Consider the following 21,954-nt stretch of genomic DNA (forward strand, 5'->3'; position numbering starts at 1 on the left):
GCGAAATCCGCCCAACGAGCGCCGCTTCTTCGGCACTTTCTAGGGACGCGCGCCGAGCGAGCCGCACCGGCATCCGCGAGTACCTCCCGCCGGGTCGGTCGGGATCCCGTCCACGGTCCCCGATTTCTCAGCGGAGGCGGGCGAGTCGCTCCACGGCCTCGTCGATGACCTCGTCCTTCTTGCAGAACGCGAACCGGACGAAATGGGCGCCCGCGTCGGCGTGGTCGTAGAACACCTGCGTCGGGATGGCCACGACGCCCGCCTTCTCCGGCAGGGCGCGGGCCAGCTCCATGCCGTCGGTGAAACCGAGCGGCCGGATGTCGGCCTGCACGAAGTACGTGCCCTGCGGCCGGTAGGTGGTGAAACCGGCGGCTTCCAGGCCGGTGATGAGGCGGTCGCGCTTGGCCTGCAGCGACTTGCGCAGCTCCTCCACCCAGGGGATCTCGTTGCGCAGCGCGTACGCGGCGGCCCGCTGGTAGGGGGCGCTGACCGCGTACGTGAGGAACTGCTTCACGGTCTGGACGGCCCGGACGTAGGGGGCGGGCGCGGTCACCCAGCCGGTCTTCCATCCGGTGACGGAGAACGACTTGCCGGCGGACGACACCGACACCGTCCGCTCCCGCATCCCGTCGAGCGTGGCGAGCGGGATGTGCTCGGCGTCGTCGAACGTGAGGTACTCGTACACCTCGTCGGTGATCGCGACGAGGTCGTGCTCGCGGCACACGCCGGCGATGGCCTCCAGCTCGTCCCGCGTGAAGACGGTGCCGGCCGGGTTGTGCGGCGAGTTCACCAGGACCGCCCTGGTGCGCGGCCCGACGGCGGCGCGCAGCTCGTCCGGGTCGAACGTGAAGCGCCCCTCCACCGGCCGCAGCATGACGGGCCTGCGCACCGCCCCGGCCAGCGCGATCACGGCCGCGTAGGAGTCGTAGTACGGCTCGAAGACGATGACCTCGTCACCGGGCCCCGCCAGCGCGAGCACGGACGCGGCGATTCCTTCGGTGGCGCCGACCGTCACGTACACCTCGGTCGCCGGGTCGTACGTCAGCCCGTACCGCCCCAGCCGCTGCACCGCCACCGCCTCGCGCAGCTCGGGCACGCCCGGCCCCGGAGGGTACTGGTTGCCGCCCGAGCGGATGGCCTCCACCGCCGCGTCCAGGACGCCCGCGGGGCCGTCCTCGTCCGGAAAGCCCTGGCCCAGATTGATCGAGCCGGTGCGGACGGCGAGAGCCGACATCTCAGCGAAGATCGTCTCGCCGAATCCCTGCATGCGCGCTACGAGAGGCTCACCCACGCCGACCAGACTAACGGGGCTCGGATCCAGCCCATCCGCTCGGCGGCCGGCGCATGTCAGGCGATCGGCAGGGCAGGTGTCGTCTCCTCAGCCGGAGACGCTGACGACGTGCCCGACGGCGGACGGGTCGCCCGCCACGTCGAGGAGCGCCGCGGCCAGGTCGGCGCGGGCGATGGAGGCGCCGCCGAGGACGTTGCGGTCGACGGCCTTGCGGTAGCGGCCGTTGCCGGGCCCGTTGGTGAGGCGCGGCGGGCGGACGATCGTCCAGTTCAGGCCGGAGCCGCGGGTGACGTCCTCGGCGGCGCGCATGTCGGCGAAAGCGTGCTTGAGGAGGGGCTGCAGGATCAGCGGCTTGACGACGAACCGGGTGAGCGGGTCGTCGCCCGGCCCCGCGTGCAGGCCGGACGCGCTGACCAGGATGAACCGGTCGGCACCGGCCGCGGTCATGGCGGTGGCGATGCCGCGCGTGCCGTCCTCGCAGACGCGCGTCGGCGCGCGGCCCTCGCGGGTGCCGAGGGCGGACAGGACGGCGTCGCTCCCCTTGACCGCCTCCTCGATCGCGGCCGGGTCCGTGACGTCGGCCTGCACGACGTCCGCGCAGGCGCGCAGGTCGGACGGGAGGCCGGCCGGGTCGCGGACGACGGCGGTCACCTCGTGCCCGGCGTCCAGCGCCCGCCGGACGGTGAGGACGCCGGTCCCGCCGGTCGCCCCGAAGATCGTGAGCCGCATCGGATTCCCCCTGGGGTGAGTGAGCATTTACTAACCCCTACTCTGGTAAGCGTTCACTCACCTGTCAAGGGGGCCTCTTTGAGCGCGCGGGAACGGATCCTGGACGCCGCGGCGGACATCATGCGGCGGCACGGCGTCGCCCGCGCCACCACCAAGGAGATCGCGAAGGCGGCCGGCTACTCCGAGGCGCTGCTGTACAAGCACTTCCGCGACAAGGAGGAGCTGATGGTGAGCGTGCTGAAGGAGCGGATGCCGCCGTTCACCTCGATGGGCGTGCCCGGTGAGGAGACGGTGGAGGCCAACCTCGTCGCGGTCGTCCAGGGCGGCCTGCGCTTCTACCGGCTGACGTTCCCGATGATGGCCTCGATGGCGGCGCAGCCCCGGCTGATGAACGCGACGCGGGAGTCGCTGCGCAAGTACGGCGCGGGCCCGCAGGAGCCGGTGCGGGCCCTGGCCCGGTACCTGGACGCCGAACGCGTCCTCGGCCGCGTCGCCGCCGGCGCCGACACGGCCGCGGCGGCGGCGCTGCTGATGGGCGCCTGCTTCCAGCAGGGGTTCCTGCTGTACTTCGCGGAGGGCGAGGACGGCGCGGACCTCCCCGAGTCGTTCGCCCGCGACCTCGTCCGCCCGCTGCTGGCCGAGCTGCTGCCCTAGAGCTCCCCCAGCCGGGTCTTGACGACCTTGCCCATCGCGTTGCGCGGCAGCGAGTCGACCAGGTGGACGACGCGGGGCCGCTTGTGCACCGACAGGCGCTCGGCGACGAACTCGATGAGCCGGGTCTCGGCGACGCCGTCGGCGACGACGTAGGCGGTGACCTGCTCGCCGAGGTCGTCGTGCGGCGTGCCGACGACGGCGGCCTCCCGCACCGCGGGGTGGGCGAGCAGCGCGTTCTCGATCTCGCCAGCGCCGATCCGGTAGCCGCCGCTCTTGATGAGGTCGGTGGACGCGCGGCCGACGATGCGGTGCCAGCCGTCCGGGCCGGCGGCGGCGATGTCGCCGGTGCGGAACCAGCCGTCCGGCGCGAACGACTCCGCGGTCGCCTCGGGGCGGTTGAGGTAGCCCTTGAACAGCAGCGGGGCGCGGACGTGCAGCTCGCCGGGCGTCTCCCCGTCCGGCGGGACGGGCGTGCCGTCCTCGGCGACGAGGCGCGTCTCGACGCCCGGCAGCGGAGTGCCGACGTAGCCGGGCCGCCTGTCGCCGTCGGCGCGCGCGCTGAGCGTGATGAGGGTCTCGGTCATGCCGTAGCGCTCGACGGGACGGTGCCCGGTGAGTCCGGCGAGGCGCTCGAAGACGGGCACGGGCAGCGGCGCGCTGCCGGAGACGAGCAGCCTCGCGGTGCGGAGGGCCCGCGCGGTGGACGGGTCCGCCGCCGTCCTGGACCAGACCGTGGGGACGCCGAAGAACAGGCTGCCGCCGTCCTTCTGCGCAGCCTCCGCGTACAGCTCGGGCCTGGGACGCCCGGTGTGGACGAGCCGCGACCCGGTCCGCAGCGCCCCGAGCACGCCGAGGACGAGCCCGTGCACGTGGAACAGGGGCAGCCCGTGGACGAGGACGTCGTCGGGCGTCCAGGCCCAGGCCTCCGCGAGCGCGTCCAGCCCGGCGGCGATCGCGCGCCGCGAGATGAGCACGCCCTTCGGCGCGCCCGTCGTGCCGCTCGTGTAGAGGATCAGCGCGGTCGCGTCGCCGGGGACGCCGGCCGCGGCGCCGTCCCCGCCGCGCGGCAGCCCGTCGACCGGGACTAGGGGCGGCTCGCCGTCGACGGGCTCGGTGCCACCGGCGGCGAGGATCATGCTCGCGCCCGAGTCGCCCAGGATGTGGGCGCGCTCGGCAGGCCCCGAGTCGGGCGGCAGCGGCACCACCGGGACGCCCGCGAGGAGGCCGCCGACGACCGCCGCGACCGTCTCCAGGGAGGCCGTGGCGTGCACGGCGACCGCGTCCGCGCCGCGGACCTCCGCCGCCACGGCGGCCGCCCGGCCGAGCAGTCCGTCGCGGGACAGTTCGCGGCCGGCGATGCGGATCGGGCCGCCGGTCTCGCCGAGCAGGTCCATCACTCGTCCCTCTCCCTCTTCTCCTTCTCTTTCTTCTCTTTCCGCAGATCCTCCCGCTCCTCCCGCTCCTCCAGCCAGGCCAGTACCTCGCCGGTGTGCTCGCCGAGCAGGGGCGGCGCGGTGTGGTCGCGCGGGGCCGCCCCGTCGAAGCGCAGCGGCGGGCCCGGCAGCTCGATGCGGCCGAGCTGCGGATGATCGACCTCGATGACGAGGCCCTGCGAGCGCGTCTGGTCCCACTCGTACACCTCGTCGATCGACCGGATCGCGCCCGCCGGGACGCCCGCCTCGTCCAGCCGCGCGAGCCACACGTCGCGCGTGCCGTCCGCGAGGGCCTTCTCGATGTCGGCGGTCAGCTCCGCGCGGTGCGCGGCGCGGTCGGGGATCGTCGCGTAGCGCGGGTCGTCGGGGTCGAGGCCGACGAGCGGCGCGAACCGGCGCCACAGGTTCTGGTTGGCCACCCCGATCTGGATCTGCCCGTCCTCGCAGTGGAACGTCCCGTACGGGGCGATGGACGGATGGTCGTTGCCCACCGATTCGGGGGCGTCGCGGGCGACCGTCCAGCGCGTCCCCTGGAACATGTGCGCGCCGACGACCGACGCCAGCAGCGAGGTGCGGACGACCGTCCCGCGTCCCGTCCGGGTCCGCTCGTACAGGGCGGCCAGCACCCCGGCGACGCCGTTGTGCGCCGCGAGGATGTCGGCGATCGACAGGCCGACCTTGCTGGGTGTGCCGGGCGGGCCGGTCACGCTCATGATCCCCGCCTCGCCCTGCACGATGGCGTCGTAGCCGGGGCGCCCGCCCTCCGGGCCGCCGTGCCCGAAGCCGGTGATGGACAGGACGATCAGCCCGGGGTTCAGCTCGTGCAGCCGCTCGACGGGGAAGCCGAGCCGGTCGAGCACTCCCGGCCGGAAGTTCTCCACCAGCACGTCGGCGTGCCGCACCAGCCGGGCCAGGACGCCCGCACCCTCGTCCGACTTCAGGTCGAGGGTGATCGACTCCTTGTTCCGGTTGATCGACAGGTAGTAGGTGCTGACCTGGTCGTCGCCCGCGAACGGCGGCCCCCAGCCGCGGGTCTCGTCCCCGCCGCCGGGATGCTCGACCTTGATGACCCTGGCGCCGAGGTCGGCGAGGGTCATGGTGGCCTGCGGGCCCGCCACGACCCGGCTGAGGTCGACGATCACGACGCCTTCGAGCGGTCCGGGCAAGGACGTCCTCCTTAGCGGGTGCTCCTTCGCGGGTGCGGCACCTGGAAGTATGCCGTCCGTGCCGGGACCCGCCATGACCTACCCCGCGCTCGCCGCGCGGCTGCTCGCGCTGCCGCCGTCCTGCGGTCCGGCGCGCCTGGTCGCGGTGGACGGGCCGAGCGGCGCCGGCAAGTCGACGTTCACCGACCACCTGGCCGAGGTTCTGGTCGGGGCGCCCGTCATCCGGTCGGACGACTTCCGGGTTCCCTGGGAGGCCGACCCGCTGACCTGGTGGGAGCCTCTGCGCGTCGCCGTTCTCGGCCCGCTCTGCGCGGGGCGTCCGGCCCGGCTGCGCCGCTACGACTGGCACCGCGACGGTTACGGCCCCGAAGAGGAGATCTCACCGCCGCCCGTCCTCATCGTCGAGGGCGTCGGCTCGGCCTGGGCCGGGTCGCCCGCCGCCTACCGCATCTGGATCGACGCCCCCTACGACGTCCGCCAAGCCCGCGCCCTCGCCCGCGACGGCGTGGAGTACGCCGACGCCTGGGAGCGGTGGGCCGCGCGCGAGGGCGAGTTCTTCGTCAAGGACGGTACCAAAGCCCGCTGCGACCTCCAGGTGGACGGGACCACTTTCACTCCGCATCGGTTCTCAATCGCATCCGACCCGTAACGGGTGCCTCAGTTGGGTGTGGAGTGTCGGTCTTCGGTGTTCGGTTGGTGGGGGCGGGTTTTTGTGGCGTGCTTTGGGGACTCTTTGGTGGCGTGCTTTGGTTTCGCGGCCGCACTCGGTGCCGTGCTGTCGGGCGGCCACCGCGCCACCAAGGTCACCGTCGTCTGCGACCTCGACACTCTCACCGGCGGCACCGCCCCGGCGCGGCTGACCGACGGGACCCCGATCCCCGCAGCACAGGCCCGCCGCATCGCGCTCAACGCCGGCGTGTCGCCTCTGCTGCTGGGACGCGGGCACACGCCCCTCTACCTCGGCCACAGGGTCCGGTTCGCCACCGGCCCGCAGCGCCAGGTCCTGGAGACCCTCTACCCGACGTGTGCGGTACAGGGCTGCGAGGTCCCCGGGACGCTGTGCGAGGTCGACCACGTACGCGGCTGGGCACTCGGCCGCTCCCCCACCGACATCGACGTACTGTCCCTGTGCTGTGGCTGGCACAACCGCTACAAGCACACCAACCCGGATCGGCTCCACATCACGACGGACGAGAACGGCCGCTACATCTACCGGCTGCGTCCACCCGGAGCCGACCCCCCTGCCGAACGCCGCCCGCCACCGTGGCCGCGCGCCGCCTGACGGCCTGCGGGGCATACGCTCACAGCCATGACCAGTGCGGAGTACGTCGCGGTCAACAAGGCGCTCTGGGACGAACGAGTCCCGATACACGTCGCCAGTGACTTCTACGACGTCGCCGGATTCAAGGCCGGGGGTCAGCCCCTGCGAGACTTCGAGCTGGCCGAGGTCGGGGACGTCACCGGCCTTCGGCTGGTCCACCTCCAGTGCCATTTCGGTCTCGACACGCTCTCCTGGGCCCGCCGAGGCGCGCACGTCACCGGCCTGGACTTCTCCGAGAAGGCCGTCGAGGCCGCCCGCGCGGTGGCTGAGGAGACAGGTCTGCAAGCGCGCTTCGTCGCCTCGGACGTCTACGACGCGCCGACCGTCCTCGACGACACCTACGACATCGTCTACACGGGTCTCGGCGCCCTGTGCTGGCTTCCCGACATCGGCCGCTGGGCCGAGGTCGTCGCGTCACTTCTGCGTCCGGGCGGGTTCCTCTATCTCGCGGAGTTCCACCCCTTCGCCGACACCCTCGATGATGAGGAAGGCCACACGGTCGCCTACGACTATTTCGCCGAGGGGCCGCAGATCTGGGACGAGCCGGACGCGGGCAGCTACGCCGATCCGCAGGCGTCCGTCCAGCACACCCGGTCGATCGAGTTCGTCCACGGGCTGGGCGAGGTCGTCACGGCCCTGGCCGCTGCCGGCCTGCGCATCGACTTCCTGCATGAGCACGACTACACGCTCTGGCAGCGGTTCTCCGTACTGGAGCGGGACGGCACCGCCTACCGCCCTCCCGAGGGCCGTCCCCGCGTCCCGCTGATGTACTCCCTCCGCGCCGCCAAGCCCTCGCCCTGACCGGGCCGGTGCCTACAGGAAGCGGCGGATCGGGGTGATCGACAGTTCCCTGGCGCGCTGGGTCAGGGAACGCCGGGCCCAGCGCGCGTGGTCGACCCGCTCGCTGCGGGCCAGGTCGTCGTCGAAGTGGGCGTCGAGCGTCGTGGTCAGGTCTTCGTCGATCACGGCGAGCATGACCTCCTCGTCGTGGTCGAGGGACCGCCGGTTGAAGTTCGTCGAGCCGAGCAGGGAGACCATCCCGTCCATGGTGATGATCTTGGTGTGCAGCATGGACGCCCGGTACTGGTGGATGCGCACGCCGCAGCCCAGGAGCGTCTCGTAGTTCCGCTGGCTCGCCAGGCGGCTCACGCGCTTGTCGGCGTGCGGACCCGGCAGCAGCAGGTCCACCTCGACGCCGCGGCCGGCCGTCTCGCACAGCAGGTCGATGAAGTAGGGATCGGGGGCGAAGTAGGCGGTGGCCACCCGCAGCCGCCGCTCCGCCAACTGGAGGACGACCCTGAAGAGGGTCTGCATGTCCTGCCAGCCGAGACTGGCCGACCCGCGCACGACCTGCACCACGGCGTCGCCCGCCGGGTCGTGTTCGCCGAAGCGGTCGCGGTCGTCGAACAGCACGTCGTCGACCTCGGCCCAGTTCTGGGCGAACGCGGCCGCGATGCCGTCCACCGCGGGTCCGCGCACCCGGAAGTGGCTGTCCCGCCACTCGTGCTCGTTGCGGGCGTCGCCGCACCATTCCTCGGCGATGCCGACTCCCCCGGTGAACGCCGTCCGCTCGTCCACGACGAGCACCTTGCGGTGGCAGCGGTGGTTCTGCTTGAACGGTGAGCGGGCGATGGGCTTGCGGAACCATCTGACCGTGACGCCCGCCCGGTCCATCCGGTCCAGAAGATCCCTTTCGATCTGCCAGCTGCCGATGCCGTCCAGGAGCAGGCGGACCCGCACCCCGGCGCGCGCACGGTCCGACAGCGCGTCGGCGAAGCGGCGGGCGATGTCCCCGCGCCAATAGACGTAGGTCATCATGTCGATGGTGTGCCGGGCTCCGGCGATCTCGTCCAGCATCGCGGGGAAGATCGCATCCCCGTTGATCAGGGGGGTCACGGCGTTGCCCTCCGTCGCCGCCACGCCGATGAGCCGCTCCAGGGACCGGCGGATCCGGTGCGCGCGGTCTGCGGGGGGTGTCGCGGGGGCGCCGGGGGTGGTCTCGGGTTGCGCCGGTCGTTGCTGGGGGACGGTCATTCCGGCCTCTTCTCCTTACACTGCCGTCGACGACCAGCCCGTCCTCGCCGGGCGCGCCGAGGATCCGAAGCCGATCGTTCGGCGGGGATTCGTCCCCCTGTCCGCGCGTTTCATACCTGTCCGTACATCTGCCGAAATCGGTACGGTCGGGTGATCTTCGTCGTTAGCGTGGTGCCATGAGCGGTGACGGGCTTTCCCAGGGGATCGGTCCTGCGGCGAAGATCGCGTTGCGAGGGGCGGCGGCCGAGGACGACGAGGACGCCGCGGCCCTGTGGTGCTCGCGGCTGGCCGGGTTCGGGCTGGTCGAGGCGGCCAGGGACCACTTCCGCCCGGCCGCCGGGGAGGGCGACCTCGGGTCGCGCCTCAGCCGCGCCGGCCGGCGCGAGGAGGCCATGTCCTGGTACCGGCGCGCGGCCGAGGCCGGCGCCGGCATCACGATGAACAACCTCGCCGTCCAGCACGTCCTGGAGGGGGAGCACGCGGAGGCCGAGCGGTGGTTCCGGCGTGCCGCCGACGCCGGGAACGTCGACGGGACGGCCAACCTGGGGCGCCTGAAGCTGGAGGCAGGCGATCTGCGGGACGCCGAGACCTGGCTGACCGCGGCGGCCGAGCAGGGGCACGGCGGCGCGGCGGCGCGGCGGAGCAGCTCGCCGGCCTGCTGGCCGACGCGGGCCGGACGGAGGAGGCCGAGGTCTGGCGGGCGCGGTCGGCGGCCCGGCGATGATGATCCGGGTCGACCGCGACAGCGTCGCCATGGGGGACGACGTCCGCCCCCATGACGAGACGATCGACCTGCCGGGCGAGACGTCCCTGGCCGACGTCGTGGCGCACCTGCTGGAGCGGCGGTTCCTCGCCTCGATCGCGAGCGGGAGGGCCACCTGGATCCTCGTCGGCGACCGGCCGCTGGCGGTCGTGGCGCAGCAGTGGGACGAGCCCCGCTTCCTCGTGGACGGGTCGCGGCCGATCCGCTCGTTCGGGGCCGGGGGCGTCTCCCTCAGGTTCCGGTACTGGAAGCAGCACGACCCCGACGGGGTCTTCGAGGAACTGGCCGCCGGGCGCGAACCCGAGCGGTGAGCCGGCCGCGCCCGGGGCGGTCGGTAGCATCGGTGGAGCCTACGGGGAGGGCGCCGCATGCCGATCGAGAGCGAGCACCGTGCGTCCGACTCGCCGTACGTCGCTCGTGTCTGGCGCGGGCGCGCCGGCGGGGTGGAGAGCCTGACGTCGGTGGCGACGTCGAACTGGGAACTCGTCTTCTGGGAGTTCGAGGGCGCCGTGCACGCGGGCGTCCGGGGGCCGGAGACGGCGGCGTCGACCGTGACGGCGGCCGGTGACTCGGATTCGCTCGGGATCACGTTCGCGCACGGGACGTCGATGCCGCATCTGCCGGTCGCCGGGCTCGTCGACGCCGAGAGGGAGAGCCCGTACGCCGACAGGCGCGTCTTCGTCCTGCGGGGCGAGGAATGGGAGATCCCCCGCTTCGACAGCGCGGAGGACCTCGTCGGCAGGCTCGGGCGCGCGGGCGTGGTCATCCGCGACCCGCTCGTGGACGAGATCGTGCGGGGAGGGCCCGCCGGGGTCGGGTCCCGGTCGGTGGAGCGGCGCGTCGCGTCCTCGACGGGCCTGACGCAGGGCGCGATCCGGCAGATCGACCGGGCCCGCCACGCCGCGGTGCTGCTCGGGGAGGGCGTGCCGTCCCTGGAGGTCGTGCACCGGCTCGGCTACTACGACCAGCCGCACATGGCGAGGTCGCTGCGGCGGTTCATCGGCCGGACCGCGACGCAGCTGCGGCGGGACGCCGGGGGGCCGCTGTCGCTTCTGTACAAGATCGAGGGCGACGAGCGTTTCTAGGGTTGGGTCGCCGCGATCGACGCGGCCCGACACTGGAAGGGTGTGACCTGATGTTCGAGGGCACCGTCACCTCGCCCGACGGAACCGTCATCGCCTACAGCGCGTGGGGCGAGGAGGAGCCGATCGTCCTCATCGACGGCGCGACCGCCCACCGCGCCTCGACCCCCGAGAACGCGGCGGCGGCGGAACTGCTCGCCGGCCGGTTCCGGGTGATCAACTACGACCGGCGCGGCCGCGGGGAGAGCGGAGACACCGCCCCCTACGCGGTCGAGCGCGAGGTCGAGGACCTCACCGCGGTCATCGAGCGGGCGGGCGGGGGCCGCCCGGCGACGGTGTTCGCCTGGTCGTCCGGCGGGCACCTGGCGCTCAACGCGGCGCAGGCCGGGGCGCCCGTCGCGCGGATGGCGCTGTTCGAGCCGCCGGTCATCGCCGGCGGCGGCCACCCGCCGCTGCCGCCCCGCTACGTCGAGCGGCTCGACGCGGCCGTCGCCGACGGGCGGCCCGGGGACGCCGTGGCGCTGTTCCTGACCGCCGTCGCCGGGATGCCGGAGGACGCCGTCCGCGAGATGCGCGGCGCCGACTTCTGGCCGGCGCTGGAGGCGGTCGCCCCGACGATCGCCTACGACGGCCGCAACGTCGGGGACACCATGTCCGGCAGGCCGCTGCGCGCCGACCTGTGGGACAAGGTCGACGTGCCCGTCCTCGTGCTGTACGGCGAGGACACGTGGCCGCACCTCGCCGCTGGCGCGAAGGCGCTGGCGGACCACCTGCCGACCGCCACCCTGAAGGCGGTCCCGGGCGAGAACCACAGCACCACGCCCGACGTCCTCGCGTCCGTGCTGGGCGACTTCGCCGAGGGGGCCTGACATGGGGAAGATCGTCGTGACGGAGTTCATCTCCCTGGACGGCGTCGTCGAGGCCCCGGGCGGCGAGGACTTCAAGTACCCGGACTGGAGCTTCGCGTTCGACCGCGGCGAGGACGGCGAGCGGTTCAAGACCGACGAGGCGCTCGGGTCCGCCGCGCTGCTGCTGGGCCGCACCACCTACGAGGGCTTCGCCTCCGCGTGGCCGGAGTACGAGGGCGAGCTCGCCGACAAGTACAACACCATGCCGAAGTACGTCGTGTCCGGCACGCTTCGGGACCCCGGATGGAACAACACGTCGGTGCTCTCGGGCGACCTCGCCGGAGAGGTGTCCCGGCTCAGGCGGGACGTCCCCGGTGAGATCTCCGTGCCCGGCAGCATCCGGCTCGTCCAGAGCCTGCTCGCGGGCGACCTGGTCGACGAGATCCGGCTCATGTGGTTCCCGGTGATCCTCGGCCACGGCCGCAGGCTCTGGACGGCGACGTCCGACAAGAGCACGTGGACGCTCACCGAGTCGACGAGGTACGGCAAGGACTCCCTGGTCACCATCCATCAGCGGGTTCGCTGACCGGCGGGCCGATCGCCGCGTTCCGGCCCGGTCAGGTCGCCGGGCGATCCCGGTCGAGGGTGTCGACGTCGGCGGACGTGGCGCCGCCCGACAGGCGCGGGTAGCCGGGGCCCCGGTCGAAGAACGGTACGGGGCCTCGTTCGGCCCGCAGGCGGGCGCGCAGGGCCGCCGTCGCCCCCTCGTCCACGACGCCTTCGCTCAGGACCACGCCGTAGTCGTCGCGGGCGCCGTCCTCGGACACCTTGCCGTCGCGGACGTCGGCGGCCACCCGGGACGGTTCGCGGTTCAGGGGGTCGCCCCAGCCTCCGCCGCCGGTGGTGCGGATGCGGATGACCTGGCCGGCGCGGACGAGGTGGTCGTCCACCAGGCCGTCCATCTCCTCGCCGTCGATGTCGACGCGGAAGGGGCGTCCGGCGCGGCCGCCGTCGACGCCCCAGCAGGACAGGATCGAGCGGTCGGCGATCGACATGTAGCGGGCGTCGCGGAGCATGCGGATGTGCTTGTCGTAGCCGAGGCCGCCGCGGTGCTCCCCCGGGCCGCCGGAGTCGGTGGCGAGGCCGAGGCGTTCGACGATGAACGGCCAGCGCGCCTCGGCGAACTCGGCGGGGATGTTGCGGGAGTCGGGCACGACGTGGATGGTGTCCTCGCCGTCGGCGTAGTAGCGGCCCCCCGAGCCGCCACCGAGCACCTCCCGCATCAGGTACGGGCCGCGGTCGTCCTCGCCGTAGACGCCGGTGTAGCGGATCGTCTCCTGGTCGGCGGGCATCCGGCCGTTCGTGGCCTTGGCCAGGACGCCCGAGAGGACGCCCAGGAGCCGCAGGATCACGAACGTGCGGGCGTTGGTCGGGGCCGGGAAGACCGGCGTGAGGAGGGTCCCCTTCTCCGGGAAGCGCATCTCGATGAGGGGCACGACGCCCTCGTTGACGTCGAGTTCGGCGGCGCGCTCGGGGGTGTCGGCGAGGTTGCGCAGGACGGGCGCCAGCCACTTCTTCAGGAAGACGCCGCCCGCGTAGTCGCCCGCGTGGTTGATGGGGCCCTTGGCCTGGGGGGACGTCCCGGTGAAGTCGATGGTCAGCGGGACGGCCGCCGCCTTGTCGACGGTCAGCGTGATGCGCTGGGCGTGCAGCCGGGGCGGGTCCACGCCGTCGTGCTCGGCGTAGTCCTCCCAGACGAAGACGCCGTCGGGGATCTTGGCGAGCAGCTCGCGGCGGAACGTCTCGGTGGTGCGGTCGATGATCGCGTCGAAGCACGCCTCGACGTCCGCGCGGCCGTAGCGGGCGAACAGGTCGCCGAGGCGGCGGGCGCCCATCAGGCACGCCGAGCACTCGGCGTCGAGGTCGCCGGCGAGGGAGTCGGGCATCCGCGAGTTGCGCGTCATGATCGTCAGCGCGGCCTCGTTGGGGACGCCCCGGTCCCACAGCTTGATCGGGGGGACCATCAGGCCCTCCTCGAACGCGCTGCGGGCGTGGCTCGGCATCGAGCCGGGGACGGCGCCGCCGATGTCGTCGTGGTGGCCGAACGCCTGGACGAACGCGACCACCTCGCCGGAGTGGAACACCGGGACGGTGACGCACAGGTCGGGCAGGTGGCCGATGCCGCCCTCCGACAGGTACACGTCGTTGTGGAAGAACACGTCGCCGGGGCGCATCGTCTCCGGCGGGAAGTCGCGCGCGACGGGCTGGACGAGCGCCGAGTAGGAGCGGCCGGTCAGCTTGCGGAGGCGGCGGTCGTGGATGCCGGCGCGGAAGTCGTGCGCGTCCCGGATCATCGGGGAGCGGGCCGTGCGGGCGATGGCCGTCTCGACCTCGCGCTCCACGGACGCGAGCGTCCCCTCGACGATCTCCAGCAGGATCGGGTCGGTCAGCGGGTCGGTCATCGCGTCACCACCAGGTTTCCGAAGCCGTCGAGCCGCGCGGTGAAGCCGGGGTGGAGCGGCAGTGTCGAGCCGAACTCCTCGATGACGGCCGGGCCCTCGACCGCGTCGCCGGGGGCGAGCTTCTCGCGCCGGTAGACGGGTGTCTCCGCCCAGCCGTCGAAGTACACGGCGCGGGCGCCGGTGCGGGCGCGCGACGGGTCGCCGTCGCCGGGCGGGCGCTCGGTGAGGAGGGGGCGCTCCATCGGGCCGATGCCGGAGACCCGCAGGTTGACCCATTCGACCGGATGGCGCGGGTCGTCCCGGTAGCAGTAGCCGTAGAGGGCCTCGTGCGCGTCGTGGAACCGGCGGACGACCTCGGCGCGGAACGCCTCGTCCGGCGGCCCGGCGGGCGCGGACACCCGCACCTCGAACGCCTGGCCGCAGTAGCGCAGGTCGGCGGAGCGGGCGAAGCGGCGGCGGTCCTCGGCGAACCCCTCGCGGGCCAGGGCGGCGGCGGCCTCCGCCTCCAGCCCGGTGTAGACGCCGCCCAGCAGCGAGGGGTCGAGTTCGGCGTCGCGGACGACCCGCGTCCGCACGTAGTCGTTCTTCACGTCCACCGTGAGCAGCCCGAACGCCGACAGGTTGCCCGGGTTCTCCGGGACGACGGCGGCGGGCAGCCCGAGGACGTCGAGCAGCCGGCACGCGAGCAGCGGCCCCGACCCGCCGAACGCCACCAGGGGGTAGTCGCGGACGTCCAGGCCCCGCTTCACCGTGATCTGCCGGATCGCGTTGGCCTGGTTCCACGCGGAGATCTCCAGGATCCCGGCGGCGGCCCGTTCGAGCGTCAGCCCGAGGTCGTCGGCGAACGCCCGCAGGCCGGTGCGGGCGGCGCCGACGTCCAGGGGGACCTCGCCGCCGAGCAGGTGCGGCGGGATGCGGCCGAGGACGGCGTGCGCGTCGGTCACCGTGGCCTCGGTGCCGCCGCGCCCGTAGCAGAGCGGGCCGGGGTCGGCGCCCGCGCTGCGCGGGCCGACCTTCAGCGCGCCCTCGGGCGACCGCCGCGCGACCGACCCGCCGCCCGCGCCGACCGTCACGATGTCGATCATCGGGATCTTGACCGGGTGCCGCCCGATGGAGCCCTCGGTCGTCAGCGTCGGCTCGCCGTCCAGGACGACCGCGACATCGGTGGACGTCCCGCCGCCGTCCAGCGTCACGACGGAGCCGTGGCCGCTGTGCGAGACGACGAACGCCGCGCCGAGCGCCCCCGCCGCCGGGCCCGACAGCACCGTCGTGATCGGCTGCCACGCGACCTCGTCCGCCGACAGCACGCCGCCGTTGCTCTTCATCACCAGCAGCCGGGACGCGACCCGGCCGGCGATGCGCCCCAGGTAGCCGTTCATCGCGGGCTTCACCGCCGCGTCCACCAGCGTCGTCACCGACCGCTCGTACTCGCGGTACTCGCGCAGCACCTCGCACGACAGCGAGACGACCGCCTCCGGATGCTCGCGGCGGAGCACCTCCCGCATCGCCAGCTCGTGCGACGGGTCGGCGTAGGAGTGCAGGAGGCACACCCCGATCGCGAGGACGCCCTGGCCGCGGAACCAGCGGGCCGCCGCCACCGCCGACGCCTCGTCGAACGGGCGGATCTCCGCGCCGGTGTGGTCGAGCCGCCCGCCGACCGCCCGCACCCGGTGCACGGGGACGATCCGCGGCGGCTTCACCCAGAAGTAGCTGTTGCCGTAGCCGTCCGGGACGCTCTGCCGCGCGATCTCCAGGATCGGCTCGAACCCCTCGGTCGTGATGAACCCGAGGTCGTCGATCCGGTCTTCGAGGAGCCGGTTCGTCGCGACCGTCGTGCCGTGCGACAGCGCCGCGACGTCCCCCGGTTCCGCGCCGAGCAGGCCGAGCACCTTGCCGACCCCGGTCGCGAACCCCTCCGCCGGGTCGGCGGGCGTCGACGGCGTCTTGGTGGTGACGAGCCCGCCGTGCTCGTCCAGCGCGACGACGTCGGTGAACGTCCCGCCCGTGTCGATCCCGATCCGCAGCCGCCTCGCCATGATGAAGGGTCTACCGGACGGTGCCCACCTGCGAAACCGTCGCAATCTGCCAATGGGCGCGTCGTTCTTTGGCGAGAGCGCATAGGGCTAGGCTGAGTCTTTTCCCATCCGACGAACCCACCACGACACAGCTGGAGCCCTTTCATGGCGCTTGAACGCCCCGAGATCGACTTCCCCGAGGGACAGCCGCCCGAGTACCTCGACATCACCGACATCACCGAGGGCGACGGCCCCGAGGCCGCCAAGGGCTCGAACGTGTCGATGCACTACGTGGGCGTGTCGTGGTCCACCGGCGAGGAGTTCGACGCGTCCTGGAACCGGGGCTCCACACTCGACTTCCAGCTCGGCGCCGGCCGCGTCATCAAGGGCTGGGACATGGGCATCGCCGGCATGAAGGTCGGCGGGCGGCGCAAGCTCGTCATCCCGCCGCACCTCGCCTACGGCGACCGCAGCCCGAGCCCCGCGATCAAGCCGGGCGAGACGCTCATCTTCGTCGTCGACCTGGTCGGGGTCGGCTGACCCGCGCCGACCGGACAACGGCGGGCGATCCGCGGCGGCCGAGCAGGTAGCCGAGGGCGACGCCGGCGAGCGCGACCGCGCCGCCGGAGGCGAACGCCGCCGCCATCGGCCACGCCGCGGACGCGCGGTCCGGCGCGGCCGGCGCGCGGCCCGGATAGACCGTGCCGGCGCTCGCGACCTCGGCCGGCGCGGGCGCGGCCTCGGCGGCGGGTGCGCACAGGTCGCGTTCGACGGCGGCGAAGAACTCGCCGGCGGTGCGCTTGGCGACGCTGCCCAGCATCCGCTGTCCGACCCCGCCGACCATCCCGCCGACGACCGCGTCCGCGTCGTAGTCGATGCGGGTCGCGCCGCCTCCGTCCGACAGCCGGACGCGCACGGTCGCGTCCACCGTGCCCGGCGCGCCCTGGCCGCGCGCCCGCAGGACGAACGAGCGCGGCGGGTCCGGTTCGGCGAGTTCCACCTGGCCCACGTAGGTGCCCTGGATCGAGGCGACGCCCGCGGTGACCGTCATGCGGTAGGTGCCGGGTCCCGTCTCCTCCAGGGAGCGGCACCCGGGGATCGTCCTGGCGAGGACGGCCGGGTCCTGAAGCGCGTCCCAGACGCGGTCGAGCGGCGCGGCGACGCCGGCACTGCCGTTCAGCTGCATGACCCGACTGTAGAGAACGCCGCCGCCGCGCCGAACGGCAACATCTGCCGAGTACACGCCGATGTTTGGGCAGAGCCCCCCGAAGGGCGGTTCGAGTGGTCAGATATGTCCGGAGGTTCCGATCGGGTGCGAACCCGGGCCGCCGCCCGTGCGTCAATCGATGCGGAACCCCCGACTGGAACACCAGACTGGAACCCCCGTCTGAACCCCCACTGAACGGAGTACACGGCCGATGCGAGGGAAGACGCCCGTGATCGCCATGGTCGCCGCCGGAGTGTTCGGCGTGGCCGCGGGCGGCTGGCCCGTCGTGGCCGCGCAGGCCGGCGACTCGGGTCCGTCCATGGAAACGCAGCTCGCCTCGGTGCTCGGCGCCCAGAAATGGGCGACGCCGAAGCCCGGGTCCTGGACGGTGCCGAAGCCCTCCCCCAACGGCCTGCCCGCGGTCATCGACCACATCGAGACCCAGGAGCGCGTCGTCTTCCTCACCATCGACGACGGCTACACCTACGACTCCGAGTTCGTGAACCTCGTCCGCAAGGAGAAGGTTCCGATCCTGACGTTCCTGACCTCCACCTACATCAAGGGGCAGGGGCAGTACTTCTGGGCGATGCGCAACGCGGGCTCGCCGATGGAGAACCACACCATCAGCCACCCGAACATGGCGACGCTCAGCGCCGAGGCGCAGAAGAAGGAGATCTGCGGGGCGTCCGACGCGATCCAGACGCAGTACGGGCGGCGGCCCGAGATCTTCCGCCCGCCGTTCGGCAGCTACAACCAGACGACCCTGCAGGTCGCCAGGGACTGCGGCATCAAGTCGGTGCTGCTGTGGTCGGCGGAGTTCTACAACGGCACGTCCGGCCCCGGAGTCGGGTACAACGGCTTCGCGCGCGGTGACGGCGGCAAGGGGTTCAAGCCCGGCGACATCGTCCTGATGCACTACCGCAAGGGGCTGGCCGAGGAGTTCACGATGATCCTCGGCTGGATCAGGCAGGCCGGTTTCCGTCCCGCCGCCGTGGAGAACTACCTGCCGGCGTCGCTCGGCGGCAACGCCCCCGACACGCCCGCGCACGGGTGATTTCCGACCTTCCCGGAGGAATCCCGGTTACGCCGAAGGCGCAGGTGGTCCTTCACTAGGGTCAACACGCTGGCGGGGCCGAGGTCCCCCGCTTCCCGAGCCGGCCCCGCCAGCGTCAGCCCGCCCGGACGCCCTCCCGGACGCGCAGGGACGCATCGGCCGCGGCGCGTTCCCGCAGCGTGTAGAGCTCGTCCGGGGAGATCGGCATCGCGTCCACGCGGACGCCCTCCGCGTCCTCCACCGCCGACGCGATCACCGCTGACACCGGGATGACGCCCGCCTCCCCCGCGCCCTTGATGCCGAGCGGGTTCAGCGGCGACGGCGTCTCCATGTGGTCGGTCTCGATGTGCGGGATCTCCGTGGCGTACGGCATGAGGAAGTCCATGAAGGACGCGTTCAGCAGCTGCCCCGACTCGTCGTAGACCATCCGCTCGTACAGCGCCCCGCCGACGCCCTGCGCGACACCGCCGTGGATCTGCCCTTCGACGACCATCGGGTTGATCAGCCGCCCGCAGTCGTGGACGACGGCGTACCGCAGGATCGCGATCTCGGCGGTGTCGGGGTCGACCTCCACGATCGCGGCGTGCGCGCCGGCCGCGAACGTGGACCGGACGGGCGAGTAGTAGTCGCGCCCCTCCAGGCCCGGCTCGTCGCCGGACGCGACCGGCGGCTCGGTCACGGGGCGGCCCACCGCGAACTGCGTCGCCGCGGCGGCCTCCGCGTCGAACGCGTACCGCAGGGGGTTCGACAGCACCGCGACCGTCCGCAGCGGGACGGACGCCGACGGGTCGCCGCGCACGTGCACGACGCCGCCGGTGATGTCGAGGTCGCCCGGGTCGGCCTCCAGGGCCTCGCCCGCGATGCGCAGCGCCTTCGCGCGGACCTTCCGGCTGGCCAGCGCTATCGCGTTGCCGCTCATCACCGCCGCCCGGGACGCGAACGTCCCGACCGCGTACCCGAAGCGGCGGGTGTCGCCGGTCGTGACGTGGACGTCCTCGATCGGGACGCCCAGCTCGGCGGCGGCGATCTGCGCGAACACCGTCTCGTGGCCCTGGCCCTGCGACGTGAGTCCGGTCGACACGTGCACCCGCCCGGCGGTGTCGATCTCGACGTGCCCGCCCTCGTACGGGCCGACGCCCGTGCCCTCCACGTAGACGCCGAGGCCGATGCCGATGCGGCGGCCATGGGCCCGCGCCTTGGCCCGCTCGGCCTCGAAGCCGTCCCAGCCGATCAGCTCCCGCGCCTTGCGGAGCAGCTCCGGGTAGTCGCCCGAGTCGTAGATGAGCGGGCGGCCGTCCTGGAAGGTGAGGCCCTGGTCGTAGGGGAACTCGTCGGGCTGGATGAAGTTCGCGGCGCGCACTTCGGCGCGGTCGCGGCCGAGGTGGCGGGCGATGCGGTCCATCGTCCGCTCCATGCAGAACACGCCCTGCGGGCGGCCCGCGCCCCGGTACGGGGTGACGATCAGCGTGTTGGTGTAGAGGCTCGTCACTTCGGCCCGGTACGCGCCGATCTTGTACGGGCCGAGGAGCTGGGTGGACGTGACGATCGGGATGATGATCCCGTACGGGGTGTAGGCGCCGTGGTCGTGCCGGATCCGCACGTCCAGGCCGAGGACGCGGCCGTCGTCGTCGAACCCGACCCGCACGTCCTGGAGCTGTCCGCGCTCGTGGGCGGCGGACACGAAGTGCTCGCGGCGGTCCTCGGCCCACTTGATCTCGCGGTCCAGCAGCCGCGCCGCCCACGGGACGAGGATCTCCTCCGGCCACGGGTGCACGATCTTCACGCCGAACCCGCCGCCGACATCCGGTGCGATCACCTCGACCTTGCCGTTGGGCAGCCCGAGCCGCGCGGCGATCGCGGCGCGCACGCTGGTGGACGCCTGCGTGGACGAGTACACGCGCAGCGACCCGTCGTCGGCGTCCCACCGCGCGTACACCCCGCGTCCTTCCAGCGGCATCGACGCGCTGCGCTCGATGGACAGGCTGAACTCCAGCACGTGCGGCGCCGACTCGATCGCGGCCGGCGCGTCCCCGTTCTCCTGGACGAGCACCGCCCCGACGTTGCCCGGCACGTCGTCGTGGACGAGATGCTCCGCCCGCGACGCCGCCTCGATGCCGACGACGGCGGGCAGCGGCTCGTACTCGACGCGGACGCGCTCGGCGGCGTCCTCGGCCAGGTAGCGGTCGCGGGCGACGACCATCGCGACGGGCTCCCCGACGTGCCGGACGACGTCCCGCGCCAGCGGATACCCGGTGCGGCCGTGGGTCAGCGCAGGGTGCGGGATGAGGAGCGGCAGCGGCTCCCCGATCCGGCCGGGAAGGTCCTCCCAGGTGTAGATGGCGAGGAGGCCGTCCACGTCGAGCGCCCCGGACACGTCGATGTCGGCGATCCGGGCGTGCGCGTGCGGCGACCGGACGAACGCCGCCGCGAGCGCCCCCTGCCCGAGGTCGTCCAGGTAGCGGCCCTGGCCGGTGGTGAGCCGCGCGTCCTCGCGCCGCTCGACCCGTTCCCCGAAGACGCGCGTCCCCATGCGTCACTCCCCTTCTTCGGCGGACAGCGCGAGCAGGTCGGCGGCGCGGTGCACCGACTTGACGATGTTCTGGTAGCCCGTGCAGCGGCACAGGTTCCCGGAGATGCCCTCGAGGACCTGGTCCTCGGTCGGGCGCGGCGTCTCCCGCAGCAGCGCCGTGACCGTGCAGAGGAACCCGGGCGTGCAGAAGCCGCACTGCAGGCCGTGGCATTCGCGGAACGCGCGCTGCACCGGCGACGGCGTCCCGTCCGGCGCCGCGAGCCCCTCCACGGTCGTGATGCCGCGGCCGGCCGCGGTGACGGCGAACATCAGGCACGACCGCACCGGCTCCCCGTCCAGCAGGACGGTGCAGCACCCGCAGACGCCGTGCTCGCAGCCGACGTGCGTGCCGGTGAGCCCGAGGTCGTGCCGGAGCAGGTCCGACAGCAGCCGCCTGGCCGGGACGCGCGCGGTGCGATGCGTCCCGTTGACGGTCAGCGCGACCTCGAAGTGCTCCTCCATCAGTCTCCCGCCTTCCGCAGTGCCTCGGCCGCCGCTGCGCGCAGGGCGCGCTCTGTCAGCACGCCGGTCAGGTGCCGGCGGTACTCCGCGCCGGCGTGGATGTCGGGTTCGGGGTCGATCCGCTCGCGGACGTGCGCCGCGGCCGCGGCCCAGTCGCCGTTGCGCCCGGCGGCGGCCGCCAGGTCGAAGACGAGCGGCACCGCGGCGATGCCCAGGTACCCGGCGCGGGCCGCGGACACCCGCAGGTCCTCGTCGAGGGTGACGACGGCGGCGACCCCGGCGAGCGCGTAGTCGCCGTGCCGCCGCGCCGTCTCGGTGAACGCGGTGCCGGTGCGGGACGGCGCCGCCGGGAAGAACGCGGAGACGGCCAGTTCGCCGGGCGCCAGCGCCGATTCCAGGGGGCCGGCGAAGAACTCGGCCGCCGGGATCGTGCGCCGCCCCCGCGCCGACGCCGCCTCGACCGTCCCGCCGAGGACGGCGAGGACGGCGGGCAGCTCGGCGGCGGGGTCGGCGTGCGCGAGGCTGCCGACGACCGTGCCCCGGTTGCGGATGACGGGGTGCGCGACGTGCCGGAGCGCCTGCCCCAGCAGGGGCTGGACGGCGGCGGCCTCCGCCGAGCGCTCCACCCGGGCGTGCCGGGCGAGCGCGCCGACCCGCACGCCCTCGTCCCCGATGTGCAGGGTGTCCAGTCCGGCGACCCGGTTGATGTCGACCAGGTCGGACGGCGCGGCGAGCCGCATGTTCAGCAGCGGGATGAGGCTCTGGCCGCCCGCGAGGACCTTGCCGCCCGGCGCGGCGGCGAGGGCGTCGAGCGCCTCGCCGACCGTGCCGGGGGCGTGGTAGCCGAACGGTGGCGGCTTCACC

Annotated in this window: 22 protein-coding genes; 11 read left to right on the top strand and 11 right to left on the bottom strand. The window is 73.2% G+C overall.

The features are described 5' to 3' along the window. Nucleotides 1-127: 127 nt before the first annotated feature. Both AL2_RS07315 and AL2_RS07320 read right to left on the bottom strand, forming a co-directional pair. On the bottom strand, nt 128-1,291 hold the full coding sequence (locus AL2_RS07315) for a pyridoxal phosphate-dependent aminotransferase (protein ID WP_083946162.1): 1,164 nt from the start codon (nt 1,289-1,291) through the stop codon (nt 128-130). Between the two features lie 87 nt (nt 1,292-1,378). Further along, on the bottom strand, nt 1,379-2,020 hold the full coding sequence (locus AL2_RS07320; protein WP_067631183.1) for an NAD(P)-dependent oxidoreductase: 642 nt from the start codon (nt 2,018-2,020) through the stop codon (nt 1,379-1,381). 78 nt (nt 2,021-2,098) lie between these two features. Here AL2_RS07320 and AL2_RS07325 point away from each other — a divergent pair, with 78 nt between their 5' ends. Then, a complete protein-coding gene (locus tag AL2_RS07325) occupies nt 2,099-2,674 on the top strand; it encodes a TetR/AcrR family transcriptional regulator (protein WP_083946164.1) in 576 nt (191 codons plus the stop codon). Here AL2_RS07325 and AL2_RS07330 read toward each other — a convergent pair. Both AL2_RS07330 and AL2_RS07335 read right to left on the bottom strand, forming a co-directional pair. After that, nucleotides 2,671-4,068 carry an acyl-CoA synthetase gene (locus tag AL2_RS07330; RefSeq protein ID WP_067631186.1) on the bottom strand — a complete coding sequence of 466 codons (1,398 nt, stop codon included), beginning with the start codon at nt 4,066-4,068 and terminating at the stop codon, nt 2,671-2,673. The genes AL2_RS07325 and AL2_RS07330 overlap by 4 nt on opposite strands. Continuing rightward, complete coding sequence (locus tag AL2_RS07335; RefSeq protein WP_067631188.1) at nt 4,068-5,273, bottom strand: CaiB/BaiF CoA transferase family protein; 1,206 nt, start codon at nt 5,271-5,273, stop codon at nt 4,068-4,070. Before AL2_RS07335 ends, AL2_RS07330 begins: the two co-directional genes overlap by 1 nt. 73 nt (nt 5,274-5,346) lie before the next feature. Between AL2_RS07335 and AL2_RS07340 the strand changes: the two genes are divergently transcribed. The 3 genes from AL2_RS07340 (at nt 5,347) to AL2_RS07350 (ending at nt 7,395) form a co-directional block, all read left to right on the top strand. After that, complete coding sequence (locus AL2_RS07340; protein ID WP_168444809.1) at nt 5,347-5,922, top strand: uridine kinase family protein; 576 nt, start codon at nt 5,347-5,349, stop codon at nt 5,920-5,922. Nucleotides 5,923-6,009: 87 nt separating this feature from the next. Next, nucleotides 6,010-6,555 carry an HNH endonuclease signature motif containing protein gene (locus AL2_RS07345; RefSeq protein WP_168444810.1) on the top strand — a complete coding sequence of 182 codons (546 nt, stop codon included), beginning with the start codon at nt 6,010-6,012 and terminating at the stop codon, nt 6,553-6,555. Nucleotides 6,556-6,582: 27 nt separating this feature from the next. After that, nucleotides 6,583-7,395, top strand: coding sequence for a class I SAM-dependent methyltransferase (locus tag AL2_RS07350; RefSeq protein ID WP_067631197.1), 813 nt, complete (start codon nt 6,583-6,585; stop codon nt 7,393-7,395). 12 nt (nt 7,396-7,407) lie between these two features. Here AL2_RS07350 and AL2_RS07355 read toward each other — a convergent pair whose 3' ends face one another. Beyond that, the gene (locus tag AL2_RS07355; protein WP_067631200.1) at nt 7,408-8,628 is read right to left on the bottom strand and encodes a phospholipase D-like domain-containing protein; all 1,221 of its coding nucleotides are present in this window, start codon (nt 8,626-8,628) and stop codon (nt 7,408-7,410) included. 176 nt (nt 8,629-8,804) lie between these two features. On the opposite strand from AL2_RS07355, the gene AL2_RS07360 reads away from it, so the two are divergent. Genes AL2_RS07360 through AL2_RS07380 form a run of 5 tightly spaced genes read left to right on the top strand, consistent with a single transcriptional unit; the run spans nt 8,805 to nt 11,907 of the window. Beyond that, nucleotides 8,805-9,407, top strand: a complete 603-nt coding sequence (locus AL2_RS07360) for a tetratricopeptide repeat protein (RefSeq protein ID WP_067631203.1) — start codon at nt 8,805-8,807, stop codon at nt 9,405-9,407. Continuing rightward, complete coding sequence (locus AL2_RS07365; protein ID WP_157438049.1) at nt 9,382-9,702, top strand: hypothetical protein; 321 nt, start codon at nt 9,382-9,384, stop codon at nt 9,700-9,702. Before AL2_RS07360 ends, AL2_RS07365 begins: the two co-directional genes overlap by 26 nt. A 57-nt stretch (nt 9,703-9,759) precedes the next feature. Next, nucleotides 9,760-10,476 (top strand): AraC family transcriptional regulator, encoded by a 717-nt coding sequence (locus tag AL2_RS07370; RefSeq protein WP_067631209.1) that lies wholly within the window; start codon nt 9,760-9,762, stop codon nt 10,474-10,476. Nucleotides 10,477-10,526: 50 nt separating this feature from the next. Further along, nucleotides 10,527-11,342, top strand: a complete 816-nt coding sequence (locus tag AL2_RS07375; RefSeq protein WP_067631211.1) for an alpha/beta fold hydrolase — start codon at nt 10,527-10,529, stop codon at nt 11,340-11,342. Nucleotide 11,343: 1 nt separating this feature from the next. Further along, nucleotides 11,344-11,907 (top strand): dihydrofolate reductase family protein, encoded by a 564-nt coding sequence (locus tag AL2_RS07380; protein WP_067631214.1) that lies wholly within the window; start codon nt 11,344-11,346, stop codon nt 11,905-11,907. 31 nt (nt 11,908-11,938) lie between these two features. Here AL2_RS07380 and AL2_RS07385 read toward each other — a convergent pair whose 3' ends face one another. Together AL2_RS07385 and AL2_RS07390 are read right to left on the bottom strand one after the other, a co-directional pair. Next, entirely contained in the window at nt 11,939-13,783 is a 1,845-nt protein-coding gene (locus tag AL2_RS07385) for a hydantoinase B/oxoprolinase family protein (protein WP_067631217.1), read from the bottom strand. Further along, entirely contained in the window at nt 13,780-15,819 is a 2,040-nt protein-coding gene (locus tag AL2_RS07390; protein WP_067631220.1) for a hydantoinase/oxoprolinase family protein, read from the bottom strand. Before AL2_RS07390 ends, AL2_RS07385 begins: the two co-directional genes overlap by 4 nt. A 144-nt stretch (nt 15,820-15,963) precedes the next feature. Here AL2_RS07390 and AL2_RS07395 point away from each other — a divergent pair, with 144 nt between their 5' ends. Continuing rightward, nucleotides 15,964-16,338 carry an FKBP-type peptidyl-prolyl cis-trans isomerase gene (locus AL2_RS07395; protein WP_067631223.1) on the top strand — a complete coding sequence of 125 codons (375 nt, stop codon included), beginning with the start codon at nt 15,964-15,966 and terminating at the stop codon, nt 16,336-16,338. Here the strand turns inward: AL2_RS07395 and AL2_RS07400 are convergent. Beyond that, the gene (locus tag AL2_RS07400; protein WP_067631225.1) at nt 16,304-16,984 is read right to left on the bottom strand and encodes an SRPBCC family protein; all 681 of its coding nucleotides are present in this window, start codon (nt 16,982-16,984) and stop codon (nt 16,304-16,306) included. The two genes, AL2_RS07395 and AL2_RS07400, sit on opposite strands and share 35 nt — an antisense overlap. 232 nt (nt 16,985-17,216) lie before the next feature. On the opposite strand from AL2_RS07400, the gene AL2_RS07405 reads away from it, so the two are divergent. Further along, nucleotides 17,217-18,059, top strand: a complete 843-nt coding sequence (locus AL2_RS07405; RefSeq protein ID WP_067631228.1) for a polysaccharide deacetylase family protein — start codon at nt 17,217-17,219, stop codon at nt 18,057-18,059. A gap of 115 nt (nt 18,060-18,174) precedes the next feature. Here AL2_RS07405 and cutA read toward each other — a convergent pair whose 3' ends face one another. From cutA to AL2_RS07420, 3 genes are read right to left on the bottom strand one after another with little or no spacing between them, the layout of a single operon-like run. After that, the gene (gene cutA / locus AL2_RS07410) at nt 18,175-20,589 is read right to left on the bottom strand and encodes an aerobic carbon-monoxide dehydrogenase large subunit (RefSeq protein ID WP_067631231.1); all 2,415 of its coding nucleotides are present in this window, start codon (nt 20,587-20,589) and stop codon (nt 18,175-18,177) included. 3 nt (nt 20,590-20,592) lie between these two features. After that, entirely contained in the window at nt 20,593-21,090 is a 498-nt protein-coding gene (locus AL2_RS07415) for a (2Fe-2S)-binding protein (RefSeq protein WP_083946168.1), read from the bottom strand. Continuing rightward, on the bottom strand, nt 21,090-21,953 hold the full coding sequence (locus AL2_RS07420) for an FAD binding domain-containing protein (protein ID WP_067631233.1): 864 nt from the start codon (nt 21,951-21,953) through the stop codon (nt 21,090-21,092). Before AL2_RS07420 ends, AL2_RS07415 begins: the two co-directional genes overlap by 1 nt. Between the last annotated feature and the right edge of the window lies 1 nt (nt 21,954).

The sequence above is a fragment of the Actinomadura latina NBRC 106108 genome (assembly GCF_001552195.1).
Classification (GTDB): Bacteria; Actinomycetota; Actinomycetes; order Streptosporangiales; family Streptosporangiaceae; genus Spirillospora; species Spirillospora latina.

Coding starts and splice junctions, on each gene's coding strand:
- AL2_RS07380 (WP_067631214.1), top strand. CDS start 11,344: ATGGGGAAGATCGTCGTGACGGAGTTCATCTCCCTGGACGGCGTCGTC.
- AL2_RS07320 (WP_067631183.1), bottom strand. CDS start 2,020: ATGCGGCTCACGATCTTCGGGGCGACCGGCGGGACCGGCGTCCTCACC.
- AL2_RS07405 (WP_067631228.1), top strand. CDS start 17,217: ATGCGAGGGAAGACGCCCGTGATCGCCATGGTCGCCGCCGGAGTGTTC.
- AL2_RS07330 (WP_067631186.1), bottom strand. CDS start 4,068: ATGGACCTGCTCGGCGAGACCGGCGGCCCGATCCGCATCGCCGGCCGC.
- AL2_RS07340 (WP_168444809.1), top strand. CDS start 5,347: ATGACCTACCCCGCGCTCGCCGCGCGGCTGCTCGCGCTGCCGCCGTCC.
- AL2_RS07350 (WP_067631197.1), top strand. CDS start 6,583: ATGACCAGTGCGGAGTACGTCGCGGTCAACAAGGCGCTCTGGGACGAA.
- AL2_RS07385 (WP_067631217.1), bottom strand. CDS start 13,783: ATGACCGACCCGCTGACCGACCCGATCCTGCTGGAGATCGTCGAGGGG.
- AL2_RS07390 (WP_067631220.1), bottom strand. CDS start 15,819: ATGGCGAGGCGGCTGCGGATCGGGATCGACACGGGCGGGACGTTCACC.
- AL2_RS07355 (WP_067631200.1), bottom strand. CDS start 8,628: ATGACCGTCCCCCAGCAACGACCGGCGCAACCCGAGACCACCCCCGGC.
- AL2_RS07395 (WP_067631223.1), top strand. CDS start 15,964: ATGGCGCTTGAACGCCCCGAGATCGACTTCCCCGAGGGACAGCCGCCC.
- AL2_RS07400 (WP_067631225.1), bottom strand. CDS start 16,984: ATGCAGCTGAACGGCAGTGCCGGCGTCGCCGCGCCGCTCGACCGCGTC.
- AL2_RS07360 (WP_067631203.1), top strand. CDS start 8,805: ATGAGCGGTGACGGGCTTTCCCAGGGGATCGGTCCTGCGGCGAAGATC.
- cutA (WP_067631231.1), bottom strand. CDS start 20,589: ATGGGGACGCGCGTCTTCGGGGAACGGGTCGAGCGGCGCGAGGACGCG.
- AL2_RS07415 (WP_083946168.1), bottom strand. CDS start 21,090: ATGGAGGAGCACTTCGAGGTCGCGCTGACCGTCAACGGGACGCATCGC.
- AL2_RS07370 (WP_067631209.1), top strand. CDS start 9,760: ATGCCGATCGAGAGCGAGCACCGTGCGTCCGACTCGCCGTACGTCGCT.
- AL2_RS07375 (WP_067631211.1), top strand. CDS start 10,527: ATGTTCGAGGGCACCGTCACCTCGCCCGACGGAACCGTCATCGCCTAC.
- AL2_RS07365 (WP_157438049.1), top strand. CDS start 9,382: ATGGGGGACGACGTCCGCCCCCATGACGAGACGATCGACCTGCCGGGC.